General features: G+C 56.2%; 19 protein-coding genes and 1 tRNA gene. 6 read left to right on the plus strand and 14 right to left on the minus strand.

The genetic code is table 11. The features are described 5' to 3' along the window. Positions 1–43: 43 nt before the first annotated feature. From VI215_03590 to VI215_03610, 5 genes are all read right to left on the minus strand, one after another. Complete coding sequence (locus VI215_03590) at positions 44–1,456, minus strand: aspartate kinase (protein ID HEY6191390.1); 1,413 nt, start codon at positions 1,454–1,456, stop codon at positions 44–46. A gap of 144 nt (positions 1,457–1,600) precedes the next feature. Then, a complete protein-coding gene (locus VI215_03595; protein HEY6191391.1) occupies positions 1,601–1,747 on the minus strand; it encodes a hypothetical protein in 147 nt (48 codons plus the stop codon). Between the two features lie 348 nt (positions 1,748–2,095). After that, complete coding sequence (locus VI215_03600; GenBank protein HEY6191392.1) at positions 2,096–2,398, minus strand: ferredoxin family protein; 303 nt, start codon at positions 2,396–2,398, stop codon at positions 2,096–2,098. Positions 2,399–2,531: 133 nt separating this feature from the next. Beyond that, positions 2,532–2,876 (minus strand): carboxymuconolactone decarboxylase family protein, encoded by a 345-nt coding sequence (locus VI215_03605; protein HEY6191393.1) that lies wholly within the window; start codon positions 2,874–2,876, stop codon positions 2,532–2,534. A gap of 77 nt (positions 2,877–2,953) precedes the next feature. After that, positions 2,954–3,026, minus strand: a tRNA-Ala gene (locus VI215_03610). A gap of 455 nt (positions 3,027–3,481) precedes the next feature. Between VI215_03610 and VI215_03615 the strand changes: the two genes are divergently transcribed. Beyond that, positions 3,482–4,825 (plus strand): hypothetical protein, encoded by a 1,344-nt coding sequence (locus VI215_03615; GenBank protein HEY6191394.1) that lies wholly within the window; start codon positions 3,482–3,484, stop codon positions 4,823–4,825. Positions 4,826–4,850: 25 nt separating this feature from the next. Next, on the plus strand, positions 4,851–5,555 hold the full coding sequence (locus VI215_03620; protein ID HEY6191395.1) for a T9SS type A sorting domain-containing protein: 705 nt from the start codon (positions 4,851–4,853) through the stop codon (positions 5,553–5,555). A 66-nt stretch (positions 5,556–5,621) separates the two neighbouring features. On the opposite strand, the gene VI215_03625 is transcribed toward VI215_03620, so the two are convergent. Together VI215_03625 and VI215_03630 are read right to left on the minus strand one after the other, a co-directional pair. After that, a complete protein-coding gene (locus VI215_03625) occupies positions 5,622–6,377 on the minus strand; it encodes a response regulator transcription factor (protein ID HEY6191396.1) in 756 nt (251 codons plus the stop codon). Beyond that, positions 6,277–9,198 carry a two-component regulator propeller domain-containing protein gene (locus VI215_03630; GenBank protein HEY6191397.1) on the minus strand — a complete coding sequence of 974 codons (2,922 nt, stop codon included), beginning with the start codon at positions 9,196–9,198 and terminating at the stop codon, positions 6,277–6,279. The genes VI215_03625 and VI215_03630 overlap by 101 nt, the downstream gene beginning before the upstream one ends. A 267-nt stretch (positions 9,199–9,465) precedes the next feature. Here VI215_03630 and VI215_03635 point away from each other — a divergent pair, with 267 nt between their 5' ends. After that, a complete protein-coding gene (locus tag VI215_03635; protein HEY6191398.1) occupies positions 9,466–9,951 on the plus strand; it encodes an MOSC domain-containing protein in 486 nt (161 codons plus the stop codon). Positions 9,952–10,103: 152 nt separating this feature from the next. After that, positions 10,104–10,532 carry a hypothetical protein gene (locus tag VI215_03640; protein ID HEY6191399.1) on the plus strand — a complete coding sequence of 143 codons (429 nt, stop codon included), beginning with the start codon at positions 10,104–10,106 and terminating at the stop codon, positions 10,530–10,532. Between the two features lie 206 nt (positions 10,533–10,738). On the opposite strand, the gene nuoF is transcribed toward VI215_03640, so the two are convergent. The 7 genes from nuoF to VI215_03675 form a co-directional block, all read right to left on the minus strand. Beyond that, positions 10,739–12,037, minus strand: coding sequence for an NADH-quinone oxidoreductase subunit NuoF (gene nuoF, locus VI215_03645; GenBank protein HEY6191400.1), 1,299 nt, complete (start codon positions 12,035–12,037; stop codon positions 10,739–10,741). A gap of 8 nt (positions 12,038–12,045) precedes the next feature. Next, complete coding sequence (gene nuoE, locus VI215_03650; protein HEY6191401.1) at positions 12,046–12,531, minus strand: NADH-quinone oxidoreductase subunit NuoE; 486 nt, start codon at positions 12,529–12,531, stop codon at positions 12,046–12,048. Positions 12,532–12,688: 157 nt separating this feature from the next. Further along, positions 12,689–13,960, minus strand: a complete 1,272-nt coding sequence (nuoD, locus tag VI215_03655) for an NADH dehydrogenase (quinone) subunit D (protein ID HEY6191402.1) — start codon at positions 13,958–13,960, stop codon at positions 12,689–12,691. Next, a complete protein-coding gene (locus tag VI215_03660; GenBank protein ID HEY6191403.1) occupies positions 13,957–14,439 on the minus strand; it encodes an NADH-quinone oxidoreductase subunit C in 483 nt (160 codons plus the stop codon). The genes nuoD and VI215_03660 overlap by 4 nt, the downstream gene beginning before the upstream one ends. Further along, positions 14,411–14,947, minus strand: coding sequence for an NADH-quinone oxidoreductase subunit B family protein (locus tag VI215_03665; protein HEY6191404.1), 537 nt, complete (start codon positions 14,945–14,947; stop codon positions 14,411–14,413). Before VI215_03665 ends, VI215_03660 begins: the two co-directional genes overlap by 29 nt. Beyond that, positions 14,938–15,294, minus strand: coding sequence for an NADH-quinone oxidoreductase subunit A (gene ndhC / locus VI215_03670; GenBank protein HEY6191405.1), 357 nt, complete (start codon positions 15,292–15,294; stop codon positions 14,938–14,940). Before ndhC ends, VI215_03665 begins: the two co-directional genes overlap by 10 nt. A gap of 230 nt (positions 15,295–15,524) precedes the next feature. Beyond that, positions 15,525–16,340 (minus strand): RNA methyltransferase, encoded by an 816-nt coding sequence (locus VI215_03675; GenBank protein ID HEY6191406.1) that lies wholly within the window; start codon positions 16,338–16,340, stop codon positions 15,525–15,527. A gap of 377 nt (positions 16,341–16,717) precedes the next feature. Between VI215_03675 and rfaE1 the strand changes: the two genes are divergently transcribed. Further along, complete coding sequence (rfaE1, locus tag VI215_03680) at positions 16,718–17,761, plus strand: D-glycero-beta-D-manno-heptose-7-phosphate kinase (GenBank protein ID HEY6191407.1); 1,044 nt, start codon at positions 16,718–16,720, stop codon at positions 17,759–17,761. Continuing rightward, complete coding sequence (rfaE2, locus tag VI215_03685; GenBank protein ID HEY6191408.1) at positions 17,761–18,249, plus strand: D-glycero-beta-D-manno-heptose 1-phosphate adenylyltransferase; 489 nt, start codon at positions 17,761–17,763, stop codon at positions 18,247–18,249. The genes rfaE1 and rfaE2 overlap by 1 nt, the downstream gene beginning before the upstream one ends. The last annotated feature ends 2 nt before the right edge of the window (positions 18,250–18,251 follow it).

The following is an 18,251-nucleotide window of genomic DNA, read 5'->3' on the forward strand; positions in this document are numbered from 1 at the left end:
AGAGTGGAAGAATGAAAACCCGGGGTGGATCTTTGATCCGATCTCACCCCTGTTGCAGCGGGGCCTTGAAATGTTCGAGGATCTCGAACGCATCCTCCGCGACTGTGTCGAAGAATTCGCTATGGAGGCTCACGACGGCATCGGGGATGGCGTCATCGTCGATCACGAAGCAAAGGTTCGACCGCGAGGCGCCGAACGAAATCATCGAGACCGGGTACTCCGAGACGGACCCGAACACGCGCTCGACAAGCTTCGGCACGGCACTGATATTGGTGCCGACGAGACAGACGATCCCCTTCCCTCCGTGCAGATCGAGCGAACCGATTTCCTTCAGGCCCTGTGAGATGACCGTGAGATCGCAATTTGAATCGAGCACCACAGAGAGTCCGTAATCGGAGGATGCGGTCAGGTAGGCGATCGCGCCGGCTTCAGTCAACACATTGTGCACATGCCCCCAAAAGATATACGCGCCGTAACGGTTCTTCGGAGTCACCGTGAGAAGCGTCATATCGCGCTTGAAGGCGATCGATTTGACCGAGGGCGCGTCCGAGGGGTTCTTTTTGGTAATCAGCGTCCCGGCGAGATTCGCGCGTCGCGAGTTGTAGACATGAATCGGAATGTTTCTCTCGAGCGCCGGTAGTACCGTTTTCGGATGCAGGACCTTCGCCCCGAAATAGGAGAGATCGAACGCCTCCTCGAATGAAAGGGCCCTGACCTTCCGGGGTGCCGGCACGACCCTCGGGTCGGCTGTAAGAATTCCGTCGACATCGGTCCAGATCTGAACATCCTCGGCAGCTAGCGCAGCCCCCATGACCGAGGCCGAGTAGTCCGAACTTTCTCTCCCCATGGTGGTTCTATGGCCTGAGCGAGTCACGCCGATATACCCCTGCGTGACCGGCACGATACCCTGGCCGGTGAGCGGTGAAACGATCTCGGGGAGGCGTGCCATGAGGATTTCCATGACCGGCGAGGCGGCATTGTGCCGGTCGTCGGTCACCATGAACTCTTTGGTGTCGATCCACTGGGATGGAATACCGGATTCCTCGAGGGCGACCGCCACGATCCGCGAGGAGAGGAGCTCTCCGTACGAATAGATCGTATCGAGCGCCCGGGGTGTAAGCTCCCGCAGTATCACGACCCCCTTGAGCAGTTCTTCGAGCTCTTTGAGAGAAGCCCCGATAATGGCCCTCAGAGCGTGGTGCCGCTGCCGGTCCTTGATCAAGGCGTCGGTCATGTCATAGTGACGCTCGAAGAGCTTGAGGAGGGCGTCTCGGGACTCGCCCGGCTTCCCGTCGGCGGCAAACCTGCCCGCCTGTTCGAGCATGTTAGTCGCCCTGGCGATGGCCGAGATGACTACGAGCGGTTTCTTGTCGAGATGGTCCCGTACAATCCGGACGACGTTCCCGACCGCCTCCGCGTCCTGAGTGGACGTTCCTCCGAATTTCATGACAATCATCGCGTTCCTGCCCCGAGTCTTGACGATAAATTCGATTCGGTCAAATATAGCATTCGAGCACACCACTATCAACCGGAATAAAATCAAAAACCCCTCTCAAAACGCTTTGGAGGGGTTCCTGGAAAATCATGAATTCTGCGTCAATCATTGCTGGACACGCTTGCCCATTTCGTGGTGGAGAAACTTTTCCTTCCTCCGCTTATTGATGAGGAAAATCAGGTAGAGGAAGACCGCCGCGATCAATACTCCGACAATCACCACATTCAAGCCCAGGAATTCGACGATCTGCATGCTTGGTTTCTTCTTGTTATGTAGACGTGAAGCTCCGGCGATTCAGGTTTGCCGGTCTCTCTTATGGTACGGATGAGACGCGCGAAGGGTTCAGATAATCAGATAAAAGGGAGCTTCCGTTCCGCTTTCATGAATACCGGGACCGGCCGGAAATTAAGAACCGAATCACCTATAGATATGATAACAATCCGCCATCACTGTTGCAACAGGGACTACCGGGAGAGATGTGGCGAGAGTCGTGAAAGGTTCGTTCACGCGTTGTTTTGCCACAGGGGCAGTGTGGACGGGGACGACCGGAGTGTCCGCCCCGACGGTCACATGGAGGAATTCAGCGCGGCAGAGCGCAGCTTACTTTTTCTTGCACTCCTTGCCTGTGGTTCCGGCGAGAGCGTCTTTCTTGTGGGTGATCTGCGTTGTGACGGGGGCCTTTTCGTAGTTGATGGGGATCCAGCTCTTCCATTGCTCGGGGACATCGGCCTCCGCAAAGATGGCCTCCACCGGGCATTCCGGGACGCACGCGCCGCAGTCAATGCACTCGTCGGGGTGAATGTAGAGCATCTTGTCATCTTCGTAGAAGCAATCGACGGGACAGACTTCGACACAATCGGTGAACTTGCAATCGTAACAGGGTTCACAAACGATGTACGTCATGTTGGATCCTCAAAAAGAACGTGGTTGATGAAATTGATTGCTATATGTACGGAGATATTTGCAAAATGTCAAGTAGGTTTCGCGCGGAAAGAGAGGTGCCGCACGGGGGTACGAACACAGATTGCCGATGGCATTATGCTTCGTTCAGCTCGTCCAGAAAGGCGACGGCACGGCGAAGGTGGGGTATGACGATGGAACCGCCGACGGTCAGCGCCACGCTGAAGACTTCGAACATCTCCTCCTCCGTGACCCCGTTTTCCTTGCACTTCTGGATGTGGTAGGAGATGCAATCGTCGCAGCGAAGAACCATGGATGAGACAAGGCCGAGCATTTCTTTCGTGCGGACATCGAGCTTCCCCGGCTCATACGTGAGGGTATCGACGCCGAAGAACCGCTTGATCGCCCGGTTGTCCTGGGAGAGGATGCGCTCGTTCATCTTCTTGCGGAAGGATTGGAATTCCTTTACTCGCTTGCCCATAACCTGGTGGAAGACGCTGCGATTGTGGAGGGATACTGGCAGGTAGTACGCCGGATGCCTTCCGGCCAACCTGGTAGTGGAGCTGAAGGGGATCGGACCCTCGACCTCGTGAATGCCATTCACGCGCTCTCCCAACTGAGCTACAGCCCCATACTGTAAAGAACACTGCGACTTGCCGAAAAATTTCTGCCGGGACGACGGGCTGGCAGGGAAAATACTGCTGTAAATATACAAAGTTTGGGTCAGGGAATCAACTGAGGGGCGGGGGCCGGGAGGGTCTTATTTTGTCATCCTGAGTCCCGCCTGCGCGGGATAAACTCCGCGAAGGATCTCGCAGAGCGGGAAAACGAGATCCTTCGGTCGCTACGCTCCCTCAGGATGACACGTTAGGTGAAATTCAGACATGATCCGCAAGCCCGCTCCGTTGGAAATCCGAGTCCCGGGAAGACGAAGCGACATTTTTAGGTAGATATGTTTTTCGTTTCGATGGGTAAAAGTACCCACTACGAGGGAAACTACCTATAGCGTTGGCCCATCTTTTCTGCTATCATTCACGCGATCAAACTCAGCCGTCATCCCTCCAGTATCTTTTGAAAGGAGTTGCCATGAAAACCGTGGTTCAAATACTTGCGATCTTTTTTTGTTTGCATGCCATTTGCAATGGCCAACAAACGATGAATTACATTCCGAAATACTCCTTCACTCCGCCCTCCACCCTAAATTCACTTCTGTATGATAATGGAACAACGGTAGGCTTGGGCCCGGGAACTAACTTCCACTGTCGTTTTCACATTAAGCCTTCTAATTCCGTTTGGGAGTGGGGGGGGTTGTTATTCAACACTGCGATTGAAACAGGGACTGACTATCAAGTTATCGGTGGAAATGGTGGTGCGGGGCTCCAATTGACAGGGACGAAGAATAATAATGGTTATCCCTCATCTCAAATCTCCCTCGACGCGATGTATGGCAACATAATTTTTGGAATCGGCGTCGGTATTTCTGCACCGACGACTAAAATGACTGTCAATCAGTATGGTTTGACCATCGGGACTTCAACGAACCCCACTGGATTGACAGTATTGGGAAATTCTGAACTCTGGGGCTGGTTGGCTATTCACTCGAGTGACCCCTTGTGGGGCATTCACGAAGCACACTCCGGTTCGATGACCGGCACAACCTATGGCCTTTCTGTAGCCGAAATGTCAACATCATCGACTCCCAATATCACCCGGTACGGCGCCGAGATACAAGCAACTGGTCCATGGAACGGCACTGGAGCGACAAATATCGGCTTGCACGTCAACGCGTCAGGGGGCACAATCAACTACGGAGCGATCATCGAAGGTGGAAATGTCGGGATCGGTACAACCTCTCCGACCGCTTTGCTGCATACGGTCGCTTCAGGATCACAATCCGCAAGTTACACCGGAAATTTACTCACAAATGTCGCCACATCCTCGGCAACGAATGCTGTAAAATATGGAGTCGAGATTCAATCCACAGGCACATGGAACGGCTCGGGGGCATCAAATATCGGCCTCCATGTCATGGCCACAGGGGGAGCTAACAACTACGCCGCCAGATTTGACCAGGCCGTCGGAATTGGTGCCAACCCCTGTAGCACGGACATGCTAGCCGTCAACGGCCAGGTGCACGCGTCATCATACATCACCAACTCGACCTTCTGTGATTTTGTGTTTGATCAGGGCTACAAGCTGATGCCGCTGGAGGAAGTCGAACAGCACATCAACGCCGACAAGCACCTCCCGGGCATCCCTTCAGCAAGAGAGGTTGAGGAAAAGGGATTGAATCTCGGTGATATGGAAGTAAAGATGATGCAAAAGGTCGAGGAGTTGACCCTTTACGTTATCAACCAGCACAAAGAATTGAAGAGGCTTCAAAAAGAGAACGAGGCACTAAAGCTACGCGTTTCTTCTATCGGGAAATAACCATAATTCGATCAGGAGAAAAACCATGAATAATAAGATGATTCCGTTAGCCATTCTGCTTCTCTCCCTGACGGCACCGGTGTTAGGTCAGAAAGGCGCGACTCATTCGAACGAAGCCCCGGGAGTTGTAAGCTCTTCTCCGAAGGTCAATGTCATCGATAGCCGCACCTCTCTCAAACTCGAGGACATGGCGTTCAAACCCGGGGAAGACTACCTGGTGAAGGGCACCCTGAGTGTGGGCGGAGGCCAAGCCCTGGAGTTCGGCAAGACACAGAACTTCACAGTCACCGGCTCTGCGAACGTTACGCTTCATGCCGCCAAGAGCATCTATTTCGGCCCCGGATTCAGGGTGGAAAAGGGGGCGGTTTTCTCCGCGACTGTAGACCTTGGGCCACAAAAGCCAGGGTTGGAGAGAAAAGAGGCGAACAAACCGATTCTCAATGCTCCGACGGAACAAAGGATGCCGACAGCCTTCAGCCTCGCTCAAAACTACCCGAATCCATTCAATCCGACGACACGTGTTGACTATGCCTTGCCGAGTGACGAACGCGTATCGATCAAGATCTTCAATACGCTCGGTCAGATAGTGGCCACGTTGGCGGATGAGAATCAGAGCAGGGGTTACAAGTCGGTGGTGTTCGACGCAAGCGCCCTGCCGAGTGGAATCTACTTCTATCAACTCCAGGCGGGCGAGTTTAGAGATATCAGGAAGATGGTCCTGATGAAGTAACTACTGCGGGAGCGTTAAGCACAATGGCGGTGAACCTTCATCGACCGGAAGGATCGCCGCCTTTTTTTATCTTTCGAGCGGCGTGAGGCCCTCCCGGATAGCGAACTTGGTAAGCTCGGCGACCGAGTGAATGTCCAGCTTTTCCATGATTCTCCCCCGGTGCTTGTCGATGGTTTTTGCGCTTACCTTGAGCCTCTGCGCTATGTCCTTCGTCGGCCTGCCTTCCGCTACAAGCTGCAGGACCTCCCGCTCCTTTGATGTCAGAACATTGGAGGCAATGAAGTGTGGGATCTCCGATCCGTTGAGAACAACTTTTTCCACGGGGAATCCGAGGTTTGGACTGATGTAAATCTTCCGTTTCATTACCACCCGGATCGCATCGGCGAGCTCTTCAAAGGCGCAATCTTTCGGTAAGTACCCGCGTGCTCCGGCATTCATCATCTTTCCGATGATATGCATGTCGAAGTACATGGAGAGAGCTATGACGTTCGTCTCCGGAACCTCGGAACTGATCTGCCGCGTTGCCTCGATACCGTTCAAATTCGGCATATTGATATCCATCAAGACGATATCCGGGAGCCGCTTCTTTACTCCGCTCACCGCGCCTATGCCGTCTATTGATTCGCCCACAACCTCAAGATCGGGTTGGCGTTGCAGCAGCGCCTTCAGTCCTTCACGAACGATATTATGATCGTCGACGATCAGAACACGAATCTTTGCATCACTTTGCATGGGGGAGGCCGGCCGGTAACGTGATAGGAACTGAAATTGATATGCGTGTTCCCGACTTGGGCTTGGATGAGATTTGTATTTTTCCCCCATAAAACCGTATGCGTTCGCGGATGTTCAGCAATCCAAACCCTCCTCCGTCATGGATCCGTCCCACAGCGCCGGGGTCAAATCCGATCCCGTCGTCGGAAACTTCGATTTGGATGGAATCCTGGATCCGTCTTAACGAGATCTCGACACTCTTCGCAGAGGAGTGTTTGACGATGTTTGTGACGAGTTCGCGAACCGCATGGAACAGAAAGAGGCGCAGTTCGTTCGGGAGTGGTTTCTGTTGACCGTCATTCTCCACGTAAATGAGGAGATCGTGTTTCCGCTGCATTTCGTCCCCTAGCCAGGAAATCGCATCCTCAAGGCGCATATCGGCGAGCATGGGCGGACTCAGTTGCCGCGTGATGGATTGCGTATCTCTGATCGCCGAACTCAGATGCTCGTTAAGTTCGTCAACTGCCTTGGGGTCGAAGGTTTCCCGAAGGGCGCCGAGCTTGTTCTTGCAAAACGCGAGCGATTGTCCGATTGTCTCGTGCAGGTAGATTGCAAGTTGTTGGCGCTCCCTCTCCTCGGTGGTCGACAGGCTTGCGGTCAGCGCGCGGAGCGACTGCGTGTACTTTCTTTTGTTCACGTACTGGTTCAACGCCAGCACAACGATCACAAGGAATCCCGCTCCCGCCGGCAGGAGGAATGCCGCGCGCTCATAAAACGGCGGCTCGATTACGAAAGAAAGACTCTGTTCCCCTTCCGAGATGCCCCCGAAGAAATCCAAGCCCCGGATGTGGACCAGATGTGTTCCCGGGCTCAGACTATCGAGTGTCATATTGTCCCGGAGCGCCCAGTCGGTCCAGGGCTGATCATCCAAGCGGTAGGATGTCTTGATATCCTGCGTTCGCTGCTCTTCCCAGAAGGCAAACGCGTTCCAGCGAAGCAATGCGGACCGGCCGTCCACAATCGGGGGATAGGGATAGATCCGTACCTTGTGGCTTGCCCTGTCTGAAATATCCAACGCGTCGACGCCGCTCCCCTGCGTGCCCACGTAGACAAGGTTGTTCATGATGGTGACCGGCCATAACTGGATTTGAGCCAGTCCCGATCGATCGTCGAACGACAGGAATGTCCCTTCCCTATAGCTTCCCAGCCCCTCTCCTGTGGCGATCCAGAGAGTCCCATCCGGACCTACAGCAAGATCCCAGATTACATTCGACACCAGACCACTTTCAACCGTAAAATAGCGCAGACGCAGCGTGCTATCGACCCGGCAAAGCCCGTTATGACGGTCCCCGAACCAAACCGTGTTGGCGCTGTCGATGGCAAGGGTGAATACCTCGGGAAACTTCAACTCATCTTCCCTCGTCCAGTGTTTCCATGCGCCGTGATGCCACCGGCTGAGCCCTCCACCGGTGCCGAACCACAGGCTGCCGTCCGATCCCTCGGCAAACGAGTAGACCCGGCCGTTCAGCAATCCCTCCCGGACTCCCCAGGGTTCAAAACGCCCATCCTTGAGGACGTACGCACCCGGTGGTGTCGGATCGACGCCCGGCGCCCCCCTCGTCAATCCCAGAAACCACAAATTGCCTTCGCGGTCCTTGCTGATTCTATGTATTCGAATCCCGCTCGAATCGGGAGTGATGTTCGCATGGTCCCATTTGTTCCCGTCCCAGCGGAAGGCGCCGCCCAGCGCGCTTCCGCTTGAAATCCAGATGTTTCCATCCCTGTCCTGAGCAAGTCCCGTAATCGCGTGAAGCCGTGTCGACCCGATCCGGTCGTAGAATTTCTCGCCCCCTCCGGCCTTATACACCTTTACACCGTCGGAGGTCCCGAGCCAAAGGTCTCCGTTCTTCGCATTGAGTATTTCGCATATGACATTGCTCGCGGCGCGCGAGGAATCCTTCCAGCTTCTCCACCGCGTGGAAGATTTTTTGAAAAGATAAAGCCCTTCGGTGCTACAGATCCAGAGGTCCCCGTTCCCGGACGGCTGGAGGCTCAGTACGTTTCTCACCTGAAAGCTCAGATACTTCAGAGGGCTCCATTCTCCCTCCCTTCGCAGGAAGATTTCGCCTGAGATCGTCAATCCATATCTTTCACCATCGCTGCCGAAGACAAATTGCCTGAAGACATGCTCGTTGGAGGTTGATCCGGGCTGCGGGGTAGATTTTCCGCTCCATGTCCACAACTCTCCGAATCGATCGCTGTAATCGATGGAAGCCATGCCCGACCCGCCCGAGTCTTCATCGATGCCGCTGACCCAAAACCTTCCGGTGCGAGCGGGGATCGCCACCCTGAGGTTGTTCGACTCCCAGCGGTATAACCCCGAGACTAGATTTACCCAAATCGTACCGTGCAGGGTACGGAATATGTTGACTGTCTTTCCCCGGGTAAGTTCTTGGTGTGGGAATTCCTGCAATACTCCGTCACGCAGGATAAATAGCGAGGAAAGCTCCTGGATCAGCAACGATCGCTCATCAATTTGAAGCACTGTCGTTACATGAGTCGGGCCTGCGATCATCCTGAAGCGGTGGTTGTTTCCGGAATACAGGGTTCCCCCGGTTGTAACGAGGACATCGCCGTCCTGGAGGGCGACCAAACCCGTGGCCGGAGATTGCGGGAGCCCCAGACTTTCGGGAACGGCCGTCCACCTGAACCCGTCATACCACGAGACGCCCTTCGGACCAGCCGCCCAGATCGTTCCGCCTCTCCCCTCCGCCACCGCGCTGACTTGATCGGCGGGAAGCCCGTTGAGGTGGGAAAATCGTACCAGCCTCCAGCTTTCGCTAAAATCCCCGTCCTGGGAGATGGCGATGAGCGGAAGGCAGAATGGGGTGAGTGAAAGCTGGAATCGCAGAATCCAAAGAAAAGTTTTCAAGGGGCTTCTTCCAAAAAATCGGCGCACGAGTGATCCCCCCAGCTGGATGGCGACGGAGAAAGTTTCTTCCCGAAACGATAGCCAATTTAGGGATTAGAGTCAAGAATGAGGGCGTGCCACTCGGGTTGCATCATATGATTATACTCTCTATTTTGTGAATGTGAGAGAGACATGGACGGAACCCACCGCGAAAGAGTCTCAGAAATGAAGGTCGTGTCAACGAACATCGGCGAGCCAAGGCCGGTCATGTGGCAAGGTGAGGAGGTCTTGACCGGAATCTACAAAGATCCGGTCAAGAGCATCACAATCCGCAAGTTCTCCGTCGAGCAAGATACTGTCTCGGACCTGCAAGTCCACGGGGGGGAGCGCAAGGCTGTGTATGGATACCCCTCCGAGCATTACGAATTCTGGCAGAACGAGTTTCCTTCGATGAAAATGCCCTGGGGGATGTTCGGAGAGAATATCACCACGGAGGGGCTGTTCGAGAAAGAGCTCATCGTCGGGTCGGTGTACCGGATCGGCACGGCGTTGCTCAAAGTTACCCAACCGAGAATACCCTGCTTCAAGCTGGCAATCAAGTTCGGAAGGATCGACATCATCGAACGCTTCCTGAAAAGCCGGCGATCCGGTTTCTACTTTACTGTCGTGAAGGAAGGCAAAGTGAAGCCGGGTGACAGGATCAAGCTGGAAGAAACCGGCGAGGGGAAAAACACCATCCTGGATTTGGCGAATAGGAGGTCGCGTCCGGAGTGAAAAGGTCCCGTAATGTTCGGGAATCGGAGGATCGAACCCTTTGTTCTGGAGAATGCGGGGAAGAGAGGGAATCGAAACAATCGAGTGCAAAGAGTAGAAAGATCCCGACCTAAAACATGTCGGGATGACGAGCAGCTAGAATGTATGTCACAATGAACGATAGTGCGGGAAAATACTTGGCGGGAGCGATCTTCCTGGTTTACGCCAGTTGGAGCTTCTGGAGTTGCAAAGATGACATCACAGGGACGGTGGATATCGTCTTTCCGAAAACCCACGTCAGCTACGGCACGTACGTTCAGCCGCTGTTCGACCGGGGTTGCGCGTTCAGCGGTTGTCACGGGCCGGATACATTTGAGGCGAGAGGATACTCGCTCGACTCCTACCAGCATGCCACGGCGAGGGTTGGGATTATCATTTATTGCTTTCCCAACGAGGCATGCAATCCGGAGAATGCTATTTTAATCAGGAGGATCGAGGGATTGGACGGGCTACCGCAGATGCCGTTGTTCCGGCCGGCTTTGACTCAGAATCAGATCGATGGAATGAAGCAGTGGATACGGGAGGGGGCGCAGAACAATTAAAGCGGAGATCCTTCGGTCGCTCCGCTCCCTCAGGATGACAGAAAAGAACGCAAGCTGAAGCTTGCGGCTACCGATTCGTCGAGGGCACGTCGAAAAACGCAAGCTGAAGCTTGCGGCTACCGAGTCCTTGAGGGCAGAACCAAGAACGCAAGCTAAAGCTTGCGGCTACCGAGCCGGCGAGGGCAGAGCGAGGGACGAAAACTGGGTTAGACTGTAACGAGGTGGGGGGGCGGAACGTGCTGGGGTGCGGGGGGTGATTTCAAGGCGCGCTTCTCGAATTCACCGCGGAATTTTTTGATAAAGCTCTGGACGGGCCAGGCGGCCGCGTCGCCGAGGGCGCAGATCGTATTCCCCTCGATGTTGTTCGCGACGTCCAGGAGAAGATCGACGTCTCCCATCGTCCCCTCCCCGTTAAGGAATCGCTTCAGAATCTTCTCCATCCAACCGCACCCCTCGCGACAGGGTGTACACTGCCCGCACGATTCGTGATGGTAGAAGTGTGTGATCCGAGTCAGCACCTTGAGGATATCGGTATCCTCATCCATTACGATCACGCCGCCGGTCCCGATCGAGGTGCCTGCCGCCTTCAAAGAGTCCGCGTCCATTCTCACGCCATCAATCTCGCTCCCCTTCAACCACATCGTCGACGAGCCGCCGGGGATCACCGCCTGGATTTTCTTATCTCCCGGGACGCCGCCTGCATGATTATATATCAGATCGCTCAACAGGACCCCGGAAGGGAGCTCGTACACGCCGGGTTTGTTCACATGCCCGCTCACTCCGAACAACAGGGTCCCGGGATGTTTCGGCGATCCGATCTTTGAAAACCACTCCCAACCCCGGTTGATGATATTGGGGACGTTCGCCAGAGTTTCAATGTTGTTGATCGTCGTCGGGCATCCCCATAAACCGTATTGCGCCGGGAACGGCGGCTTGATGCGGGGGTAGCCGCGGTCCCCTTCGATCGAGGTCATGAGCGCCGATTCTTCGCCGCAAATGTAGGCGCCGGCGCCCTTGAAAATCATCAGATCGCAGTTGAAGGCTGTGCCGAGGATCGAGTCCCCGAGGTAATTCTTCGCGTAGGCATCGTCGACCGCCTTCTGCAGCATGCGGATTTCGGTCGCATATTCCCCGCGCACGTAGACATAAATCTTCGTGATGCCCATGCCGTACGCCGCGATGATCGCGCCTTCGATGAAGAGGTGCGGGTTTAGTTCAAAAATGAACCGGTCCTTGAACGTGCCCGGCTCGCTTTCGTCTCCGTTCGCGCAGAGGTATTTCGTCTTGGTCGTGGTCTTCGGCATGAATGTCCACTTCAGGCCCGTCGGAAAACAGGCCCCCCCCCGCCCGCGCAGGTTTGACTTCTTGACTTCGTCGACTACCGCTTCGGGCTTCATCGCCACTGCTTTCCGGAGCGCCTGGTAGCCGCCGTTGGCCTCGTAGACGTCGAGCCGGTGGAGATCTTTGATATCGGGGAGAATCACTCTTTCGAACGAATCGGGCATCGGGCTTCCTATTTGAGACTCTCGATCATCTGTTCGACCTTCTCTACCGTGAGGTTCGTGGCGTACTCTTCGTTCACCTGAACGACCGGCGCCGTCCCGCACGAGCCCAGGCATTCGACTTCCGTGAGCGTGAACATGCCGTCGGGTGTGGTTTCCCCCGGGCGGATCTTGAGCCGCTCGGAGAGATGGTCGCAGATCTTTTCGCCGCCGACGAGGCCGCAGGAAATATTCGTGCACACCTGGAGGTGATACTTGCCGACCGGGCGGGTGTTGAACATCGTGTAGAAGGTCACGACGCCGTAGATATGGCTCACAGGCAATTGCAGCAGATCGGCGACGTACTTCATCGTCTGGGGTGAGATCCAGCCGAACTGGTTCTGGGCGAGCCAAAGAACTGGTATCGTGAGAGCTTTGGAGGTTGGATAGAGCCTCCGAAGCTTTTCGAGTTTTTCGAGGTTCTCGGCGTTGAAGGTCATTGAAGTCGTAGCAGCCATTCAGAAAGAATTAAGATCCCGACCAAAAACATGTCGGGATGACGAGCGGCAAAAAGGTCTCGACCAGAAGCATGTCGGGATGATGAGGATGGAGATCCTTCGCTGCGCTCAGGATGACAATCCTGACCATTTCGGGACGACGATCTGGGATGGGCGATCACTTGTCCGCCTCCCCCATCACCGGGTCGATGCTGCCGATCACGGCGACGACATCCGAGATCATCCCGCCCTTGAGCATGGGGGGAAGGGACTGAAGGTTGGCGAATGAAGGGGAACGGATCTTCAGCCTCCACGGATACCCTTCGCCGTGGCTCACGATGTAAAAGCCGAGCTCCCCCTTCGACCCCTCGATCGCGTGATAAATCTCTCCGATCGGGGGGTTGATCCCGAAGTTTACGATCATGAAATCATGGATCAGCTCTTCCATCTTGCCGTACGTCCGCTCTTTTTTCGGGAGGACGCGCTTGGGATCGGCCGCATTGACGGGGCCCGCCGGCATTTTCTCGAGCGCCTGCCGGAGAATTCTTGCGCTTTCCTTCATCTCCTCGATCCGGACGTAGAAACGGGAGAGCACATCGCCGTCGTTATAAACCGGGACATCGAACTCCAAATCCTTGTAGACCAGGTACGGCTCGTCGCGGCGCAGGTCATGCCCCACCCCGCAAGCCCGGAGCATGGGACCCGTAAGTCCCAGATTGATTGCGGCTTCCTTCGAAATGTATCCCACGTTTTCGCACCGGTCGATGAAGATCCGGTTTCTGACCAGGAGCCGGGTGGATTCGGAGAGAGCCGCGGGGAAACTGTCGAGGAACGTCCTGATCATTGTGATCGCTTCGCCCGAAATGTCGTTCGCCATTCCTCCGACGCGCGTGAAGCTTGTCGTGAACCTGACTCCCGTGAGAACATCCCAGATGTCCTGGAGCTTCTCGCGCTCGCGGAAGCCCCATAGCAGGACGGTGACCGCACCCACGTCCATCGCCATCGTCCCCAGCCAGACCAGATGGGAAGCAATGCGGGCAAGCTCGGCGCAGACGACCCGGAGGTACTGCGCCCTCGGCGGCGCTTCGATTCCCGCCAGCTTCTCGACAGCGAGAACGTATGCGACGTTGTTGGCGAGCGGGGAAAGGTAATCGAGCCGGTCGGTGTGCGGAATGAACTCATGATACGACATGTTCTCGGCGAGTTTTTCATACCCGCGGTGGAGGTATCCGAGGTCGGGAACCGCCGCAACGATCGTCTCGCCGTCGAGGCGCAGCAGGATGCGCAGGACTCCATGAGTCGCGGGGTGCTGCGGGCCCATGTTCAGCACCATATCATGCTCGAGCGGATCGTCGAACATGACGCTCGTATCCTGATCCTCCAGGGCCCGGAGGATCCTCTGGCTTGCGTGGTCCGCGGATTTCTGCCCGCGCTCAGGCGTCCGGGTCATTTCCTCGGCAGCGGAAGTGAACCCGGGATGCCCATGAGGGGAAAGTCTTTGCGGAGAGGGTGATACTCGAATTCCTCGGGCATGTAAATGCGCCGGTGGTCCGGATGCCCGTCGAAGAGGATGCCGTACATGTCGTAGGTTTCCCGCTCGGGCCAGTTCGCCGCCGTCCAAACGCCGGTGACCGAGGGAACGTGCATGTCGGATTCGTCGACTCGAACTTTGAGCCGGAGACGGAAGAGATTCTTCAGGGAATAGAGGTTGTAGACGACCTCAAACCGGTCGGTGGGCCGCGAGTAATCCGCGCCGCAGACATCCCGGAGCGAATCGAAACTGAGTTCCTCATCGTCATGAAGGGATTTGCAAAGCCGCCCGATGTCGCTCTTCTTCACGACGAGCGTCAGCTCGCCGCGGTACTCGTTGACAGACTCGATCGAATCCTTAAATCCGGCGTTAATTCGTTCGAGGATCTTGTCTTTCATGAAGGTCGGCAGTTTCTGGGATATAGATTTTTTCCCGCTGGCCGGGCTTCTCACCCCGCTTGATTTTCGCCTGGACCTCCATCAGACCCTTCAGGAGATTGTCGGGACGGGGCGGACAGCCGGCGACGTAGACATCGACGGGGACGAAGAGATCGATCCCCTGCACCACGGAATAGGACCGGTACATTCCGCCGGTGGAAGTGCACGCTCCCATGGCGATGACCCATTTCGGATCCGGCATCTGATCGTAGATCTTCCGGACGACGTGGGACATTTTGTAGGTGACCGTGCCCGCGACGATCATCAGATCGCTCTGGCGGGGCGAAAATCGAAAGGCCTCCGACCCGAACCGGGCGACGTCATACCGGGGGCCGGCGAACGACATCATCTCGATGGCGCAGCAGGAAATTCCCATCGGCATCGGCCAGAGGGAATTCTTCCTCGCCCAACCGATCAGATCGTCCAACCGGGTCGTGACAAAGCCTTCTTCGGCGCTTCCTAATCCCATTCGAGGGCTCCTTTTTTCCAGAGGAAGAGGTATCCGAGCATCAGGATGAGGATGAAGACCAGCATCTCCACGAATCCGGCAATTCCGAGCTTCCGGAATTCAACCGCCCAGGGGTAGAGAAAGACCACTTCGATGTCGAAGAGGATGAAGAGCATCGCGACCATGTAATACTTGACCGAAACGCGCTCGTGCGCGCTCCGGACCGGTTCCATGCCGCTCTCGTAGGTGGAGAGCTTTACCTCGCTGGGGTTCCTCGGGCCGAACCACACGCTTGCTTTCGACATCACAACGCCGAATGCCACGGCACAGATGAAGATGATTCCGATGGGGATGTAGTTTGCCAGCACGAGGGTCGAATCGCTAAATTTGAGTGTCTTCCTGAGAAAAGTTAGGCAAAAAAGGGGGGAAATGCAAGCGGCGCGCAGCGCCGCAAGCAGGTTGGGACGCGGAGCGTCCCGGTATGCGTTCCCACGCAGAGCGTGGGAACGAGGAGATTGGTTGGAATGATTGCCGCACCGGGCCGGCAGCCGCAGCCTTCAGGCTGCGGTCTTTTCGCAACGCGACCTGAAGGTCGCGCCTACCGACTCAACGGTCGTTCTGCTTTGCCAATGGTGTTGGGAATCCGCAGGCTCCCGAGAATCACGCCGCAGGCGATGGCGACGTTCAGCGATTCCGCCTTGCCGAATTTTGGGATCGACACGCGCCCATCCGCTTCCCGCATGATCCCCGGACTCACCCCGTGGGCTTCGTTGCCGAAGATGAACATGCTCTTTTCAGGGAACGGGGTCGACGGAAACCCGGCTTCCCCCGAGGAAGTCGTGATGAAAACCTGGTACCCGAGGTTTTTTGCAAACCGGAGCGACTGAAGCAGGTCAATTTCGGTAAGAACCGGGAGATGAAAAATCGATCCCATGGCCGACCGCGTCACCTTGGGGCTGTAGAGCTCGACGCCGTTCCGGTCGATCAGGACTCCGTTGACGCCGAACCAGTCGCATGTCCGGAGCATGGTGCCCGCGTTTCCGGGATCTGAAATCCCGTCGAATCCGACGATGACCGATTGCCTGGGAAGACTGCTCCAGAAGGCTTCCGGCTCTTGTTCTTTCATCGAAACGACCGCGAGGACTCCCTGGGAGGTCACGGTCTCCGAAAGTTTCCGAAGTTCCTCTTCCGAGATCTCATAGACGGGGATGTTTTTCTGTTGCGCCGACTTGAGCGCGTTGACTCCCTCCATCCCTTCGAGCGCCGGTTTTGCGATCATCAGCATTTCGATGGCCCAATCGGACTTTAACGCCTCCTCCACGAGCCGGGACCCTTCGATGAGGAACTTGCGTTCTGCCTTTCGGAACTTCTTCTGGGTCAGTTTGAGAACCGACTTGAAGGTCGAACGGGACATGCGGGCGACTTGCTTCATCATGCGGTGAATATAAACAAGTGAAAACCAAGAACCAAGGTCTCTACCTCGGCGGTGGTGGCCGGCACCTGCCGGACTGAAAGAACGCAGGCTAAAGCCTGCGCCTACCGAGTCCGAGAGATCGGTAGGTGCGACCTTCAGGTCGCGTGCAGCTTGACGCAGGCTAAAGCCTGCGGCTACCGAGTCCGAGACATTATTCGTTCCCGCGCAGAGCGGCGGAACGAGAATAAAGATCCCGACCTAAAACATGTCGGGATGACGAGACGAGATGAATTGGCGGTGCTCCGGCGGGGCTAATTACTTGATTATCAAGGCGGTTCTGCCTATATTTTGAAGGAAATTATTTTTTAAAATTGACGATGATAGCAGAAAAACGCCTGACAGAACTCCTGTCGAAGATGAACGGGAAACGGGTCGCGGTCGTGGGCGATCTGATGCTCGACCGGTACTTCTGGGGGTCGGTTTCGAGGATCTCTCCGGAAGCGCCGGTGCCGGTCATCGACCTCGAAACGGAGCAGGACCGTCTCGGCGGGGCTGCGAACGTCGCCCAGAACATCAAATCCCTCGGCGGCGAACCGCTCCTCGTGGGGGTCGTCGGCGCCGACAACAGCGGGAACCAGCTCTTCAACCTCATCAAGGAGAGCGGATTCTCCCGCGACGGAATCGTGATCGACGGATCGCGCCCCTCCACCGTCAAGACCCGCGTGATCGCCCACAACCAGCACGTCGTCCGGATAGACCGGGAATCGAGGAACGACGTCTCGCACATCATCCAGGACAAGATTCTGAGCGTGCTCCGCCGGAACATCGACTCCCTCGACGGCATCATCCTGGAGGACTACAACAAGGGCGTGATCGTGAAGACCCTCATCAAGCAGATTATCACGCTCGGGAACGAGTGCGGCAAGACGATCACGGTCGATCCGAAATTCAAGAATTTTTTCGACTACGGGAATGTGACGCTCTTCAAGCCGAACCGGAAAGAGGCCGAAGAAGCGATGGGCGTCAAGCTCGATAGCCCGGAGGATATCGCATCCACGGGGCGCGCATTGCTGGACCGCCTCTGCGCGAAGGGAGTCCTCCTCACGCTTGGAGCCCAGGGGATGTCGCTCTTCGAATCGGACGGTTCGGTCAGCAACCTTCCGACGATGGCGCGCACCGTTGCGGACGTGTCGGGGGCGGGCGACACCGTGATCTCGACGCTCACCATGGCGCTCGCCGCCGGGGCGACGCTCAAGGAAGCGGCGACACTTGCGAATTTTGCGGGGGGCATTGTCTGCGGATATGTCGGGATCGTTCCGATCGACAAAAAGGAATTGACGGAGCATGTGCTGCGGGAGATCCTGAGGGTGCAGTTGATGCGGGACACGAAGAACCAGCCTCTCGCAGGCGGCGCCGCTTGATGGGGAGAGTCGCCGGCATCGGAGAATTGAAATCGATCAGAGCCGGGCTCCGGGAGGACGGAAAGAAGGTGGTGTTTACGAACGGAGTGTTCGACCTCATTCACCGCGGACACATCGAGTATCTCAGCAAGGCGAAGGCGCTCGGAGATGTCCTGATCGTCGGAGTGAACGACGACGCCTCCGTGCGCAGGATCAAAGGGAGCAACCGGCCGGTCGTGAATGAATCGGACCGCGCCTACATCGTGGCAAACCTCTCACCCGTCGACTACGCATGCGTCTTCTCCGAAGACACCCCCCTCGAGATCATCAGCGCTCTTGTTCCGGATGTGCTTGTCAAGGGCGCAGACTGGAAAATTGACGATATCGTGGGGAAGGACGTCGTCGAGAGGGCCGGCGGAAAGGTTTCGGCCATCGAGGTCGTGCCCGACCGCTCTTCCTCGGGCCTCATCGCGCGCATTCTCGAGAGGTTCTCGCGATCGGGGGTTTGAGC

The organism is Bacteroidota bacterium (assembly GCA_036522515.1).
GTDB lineage: Bacteria > Bacteroidota > Ignavibacteria > UBA10030 > SZUA-254 > VBOC01.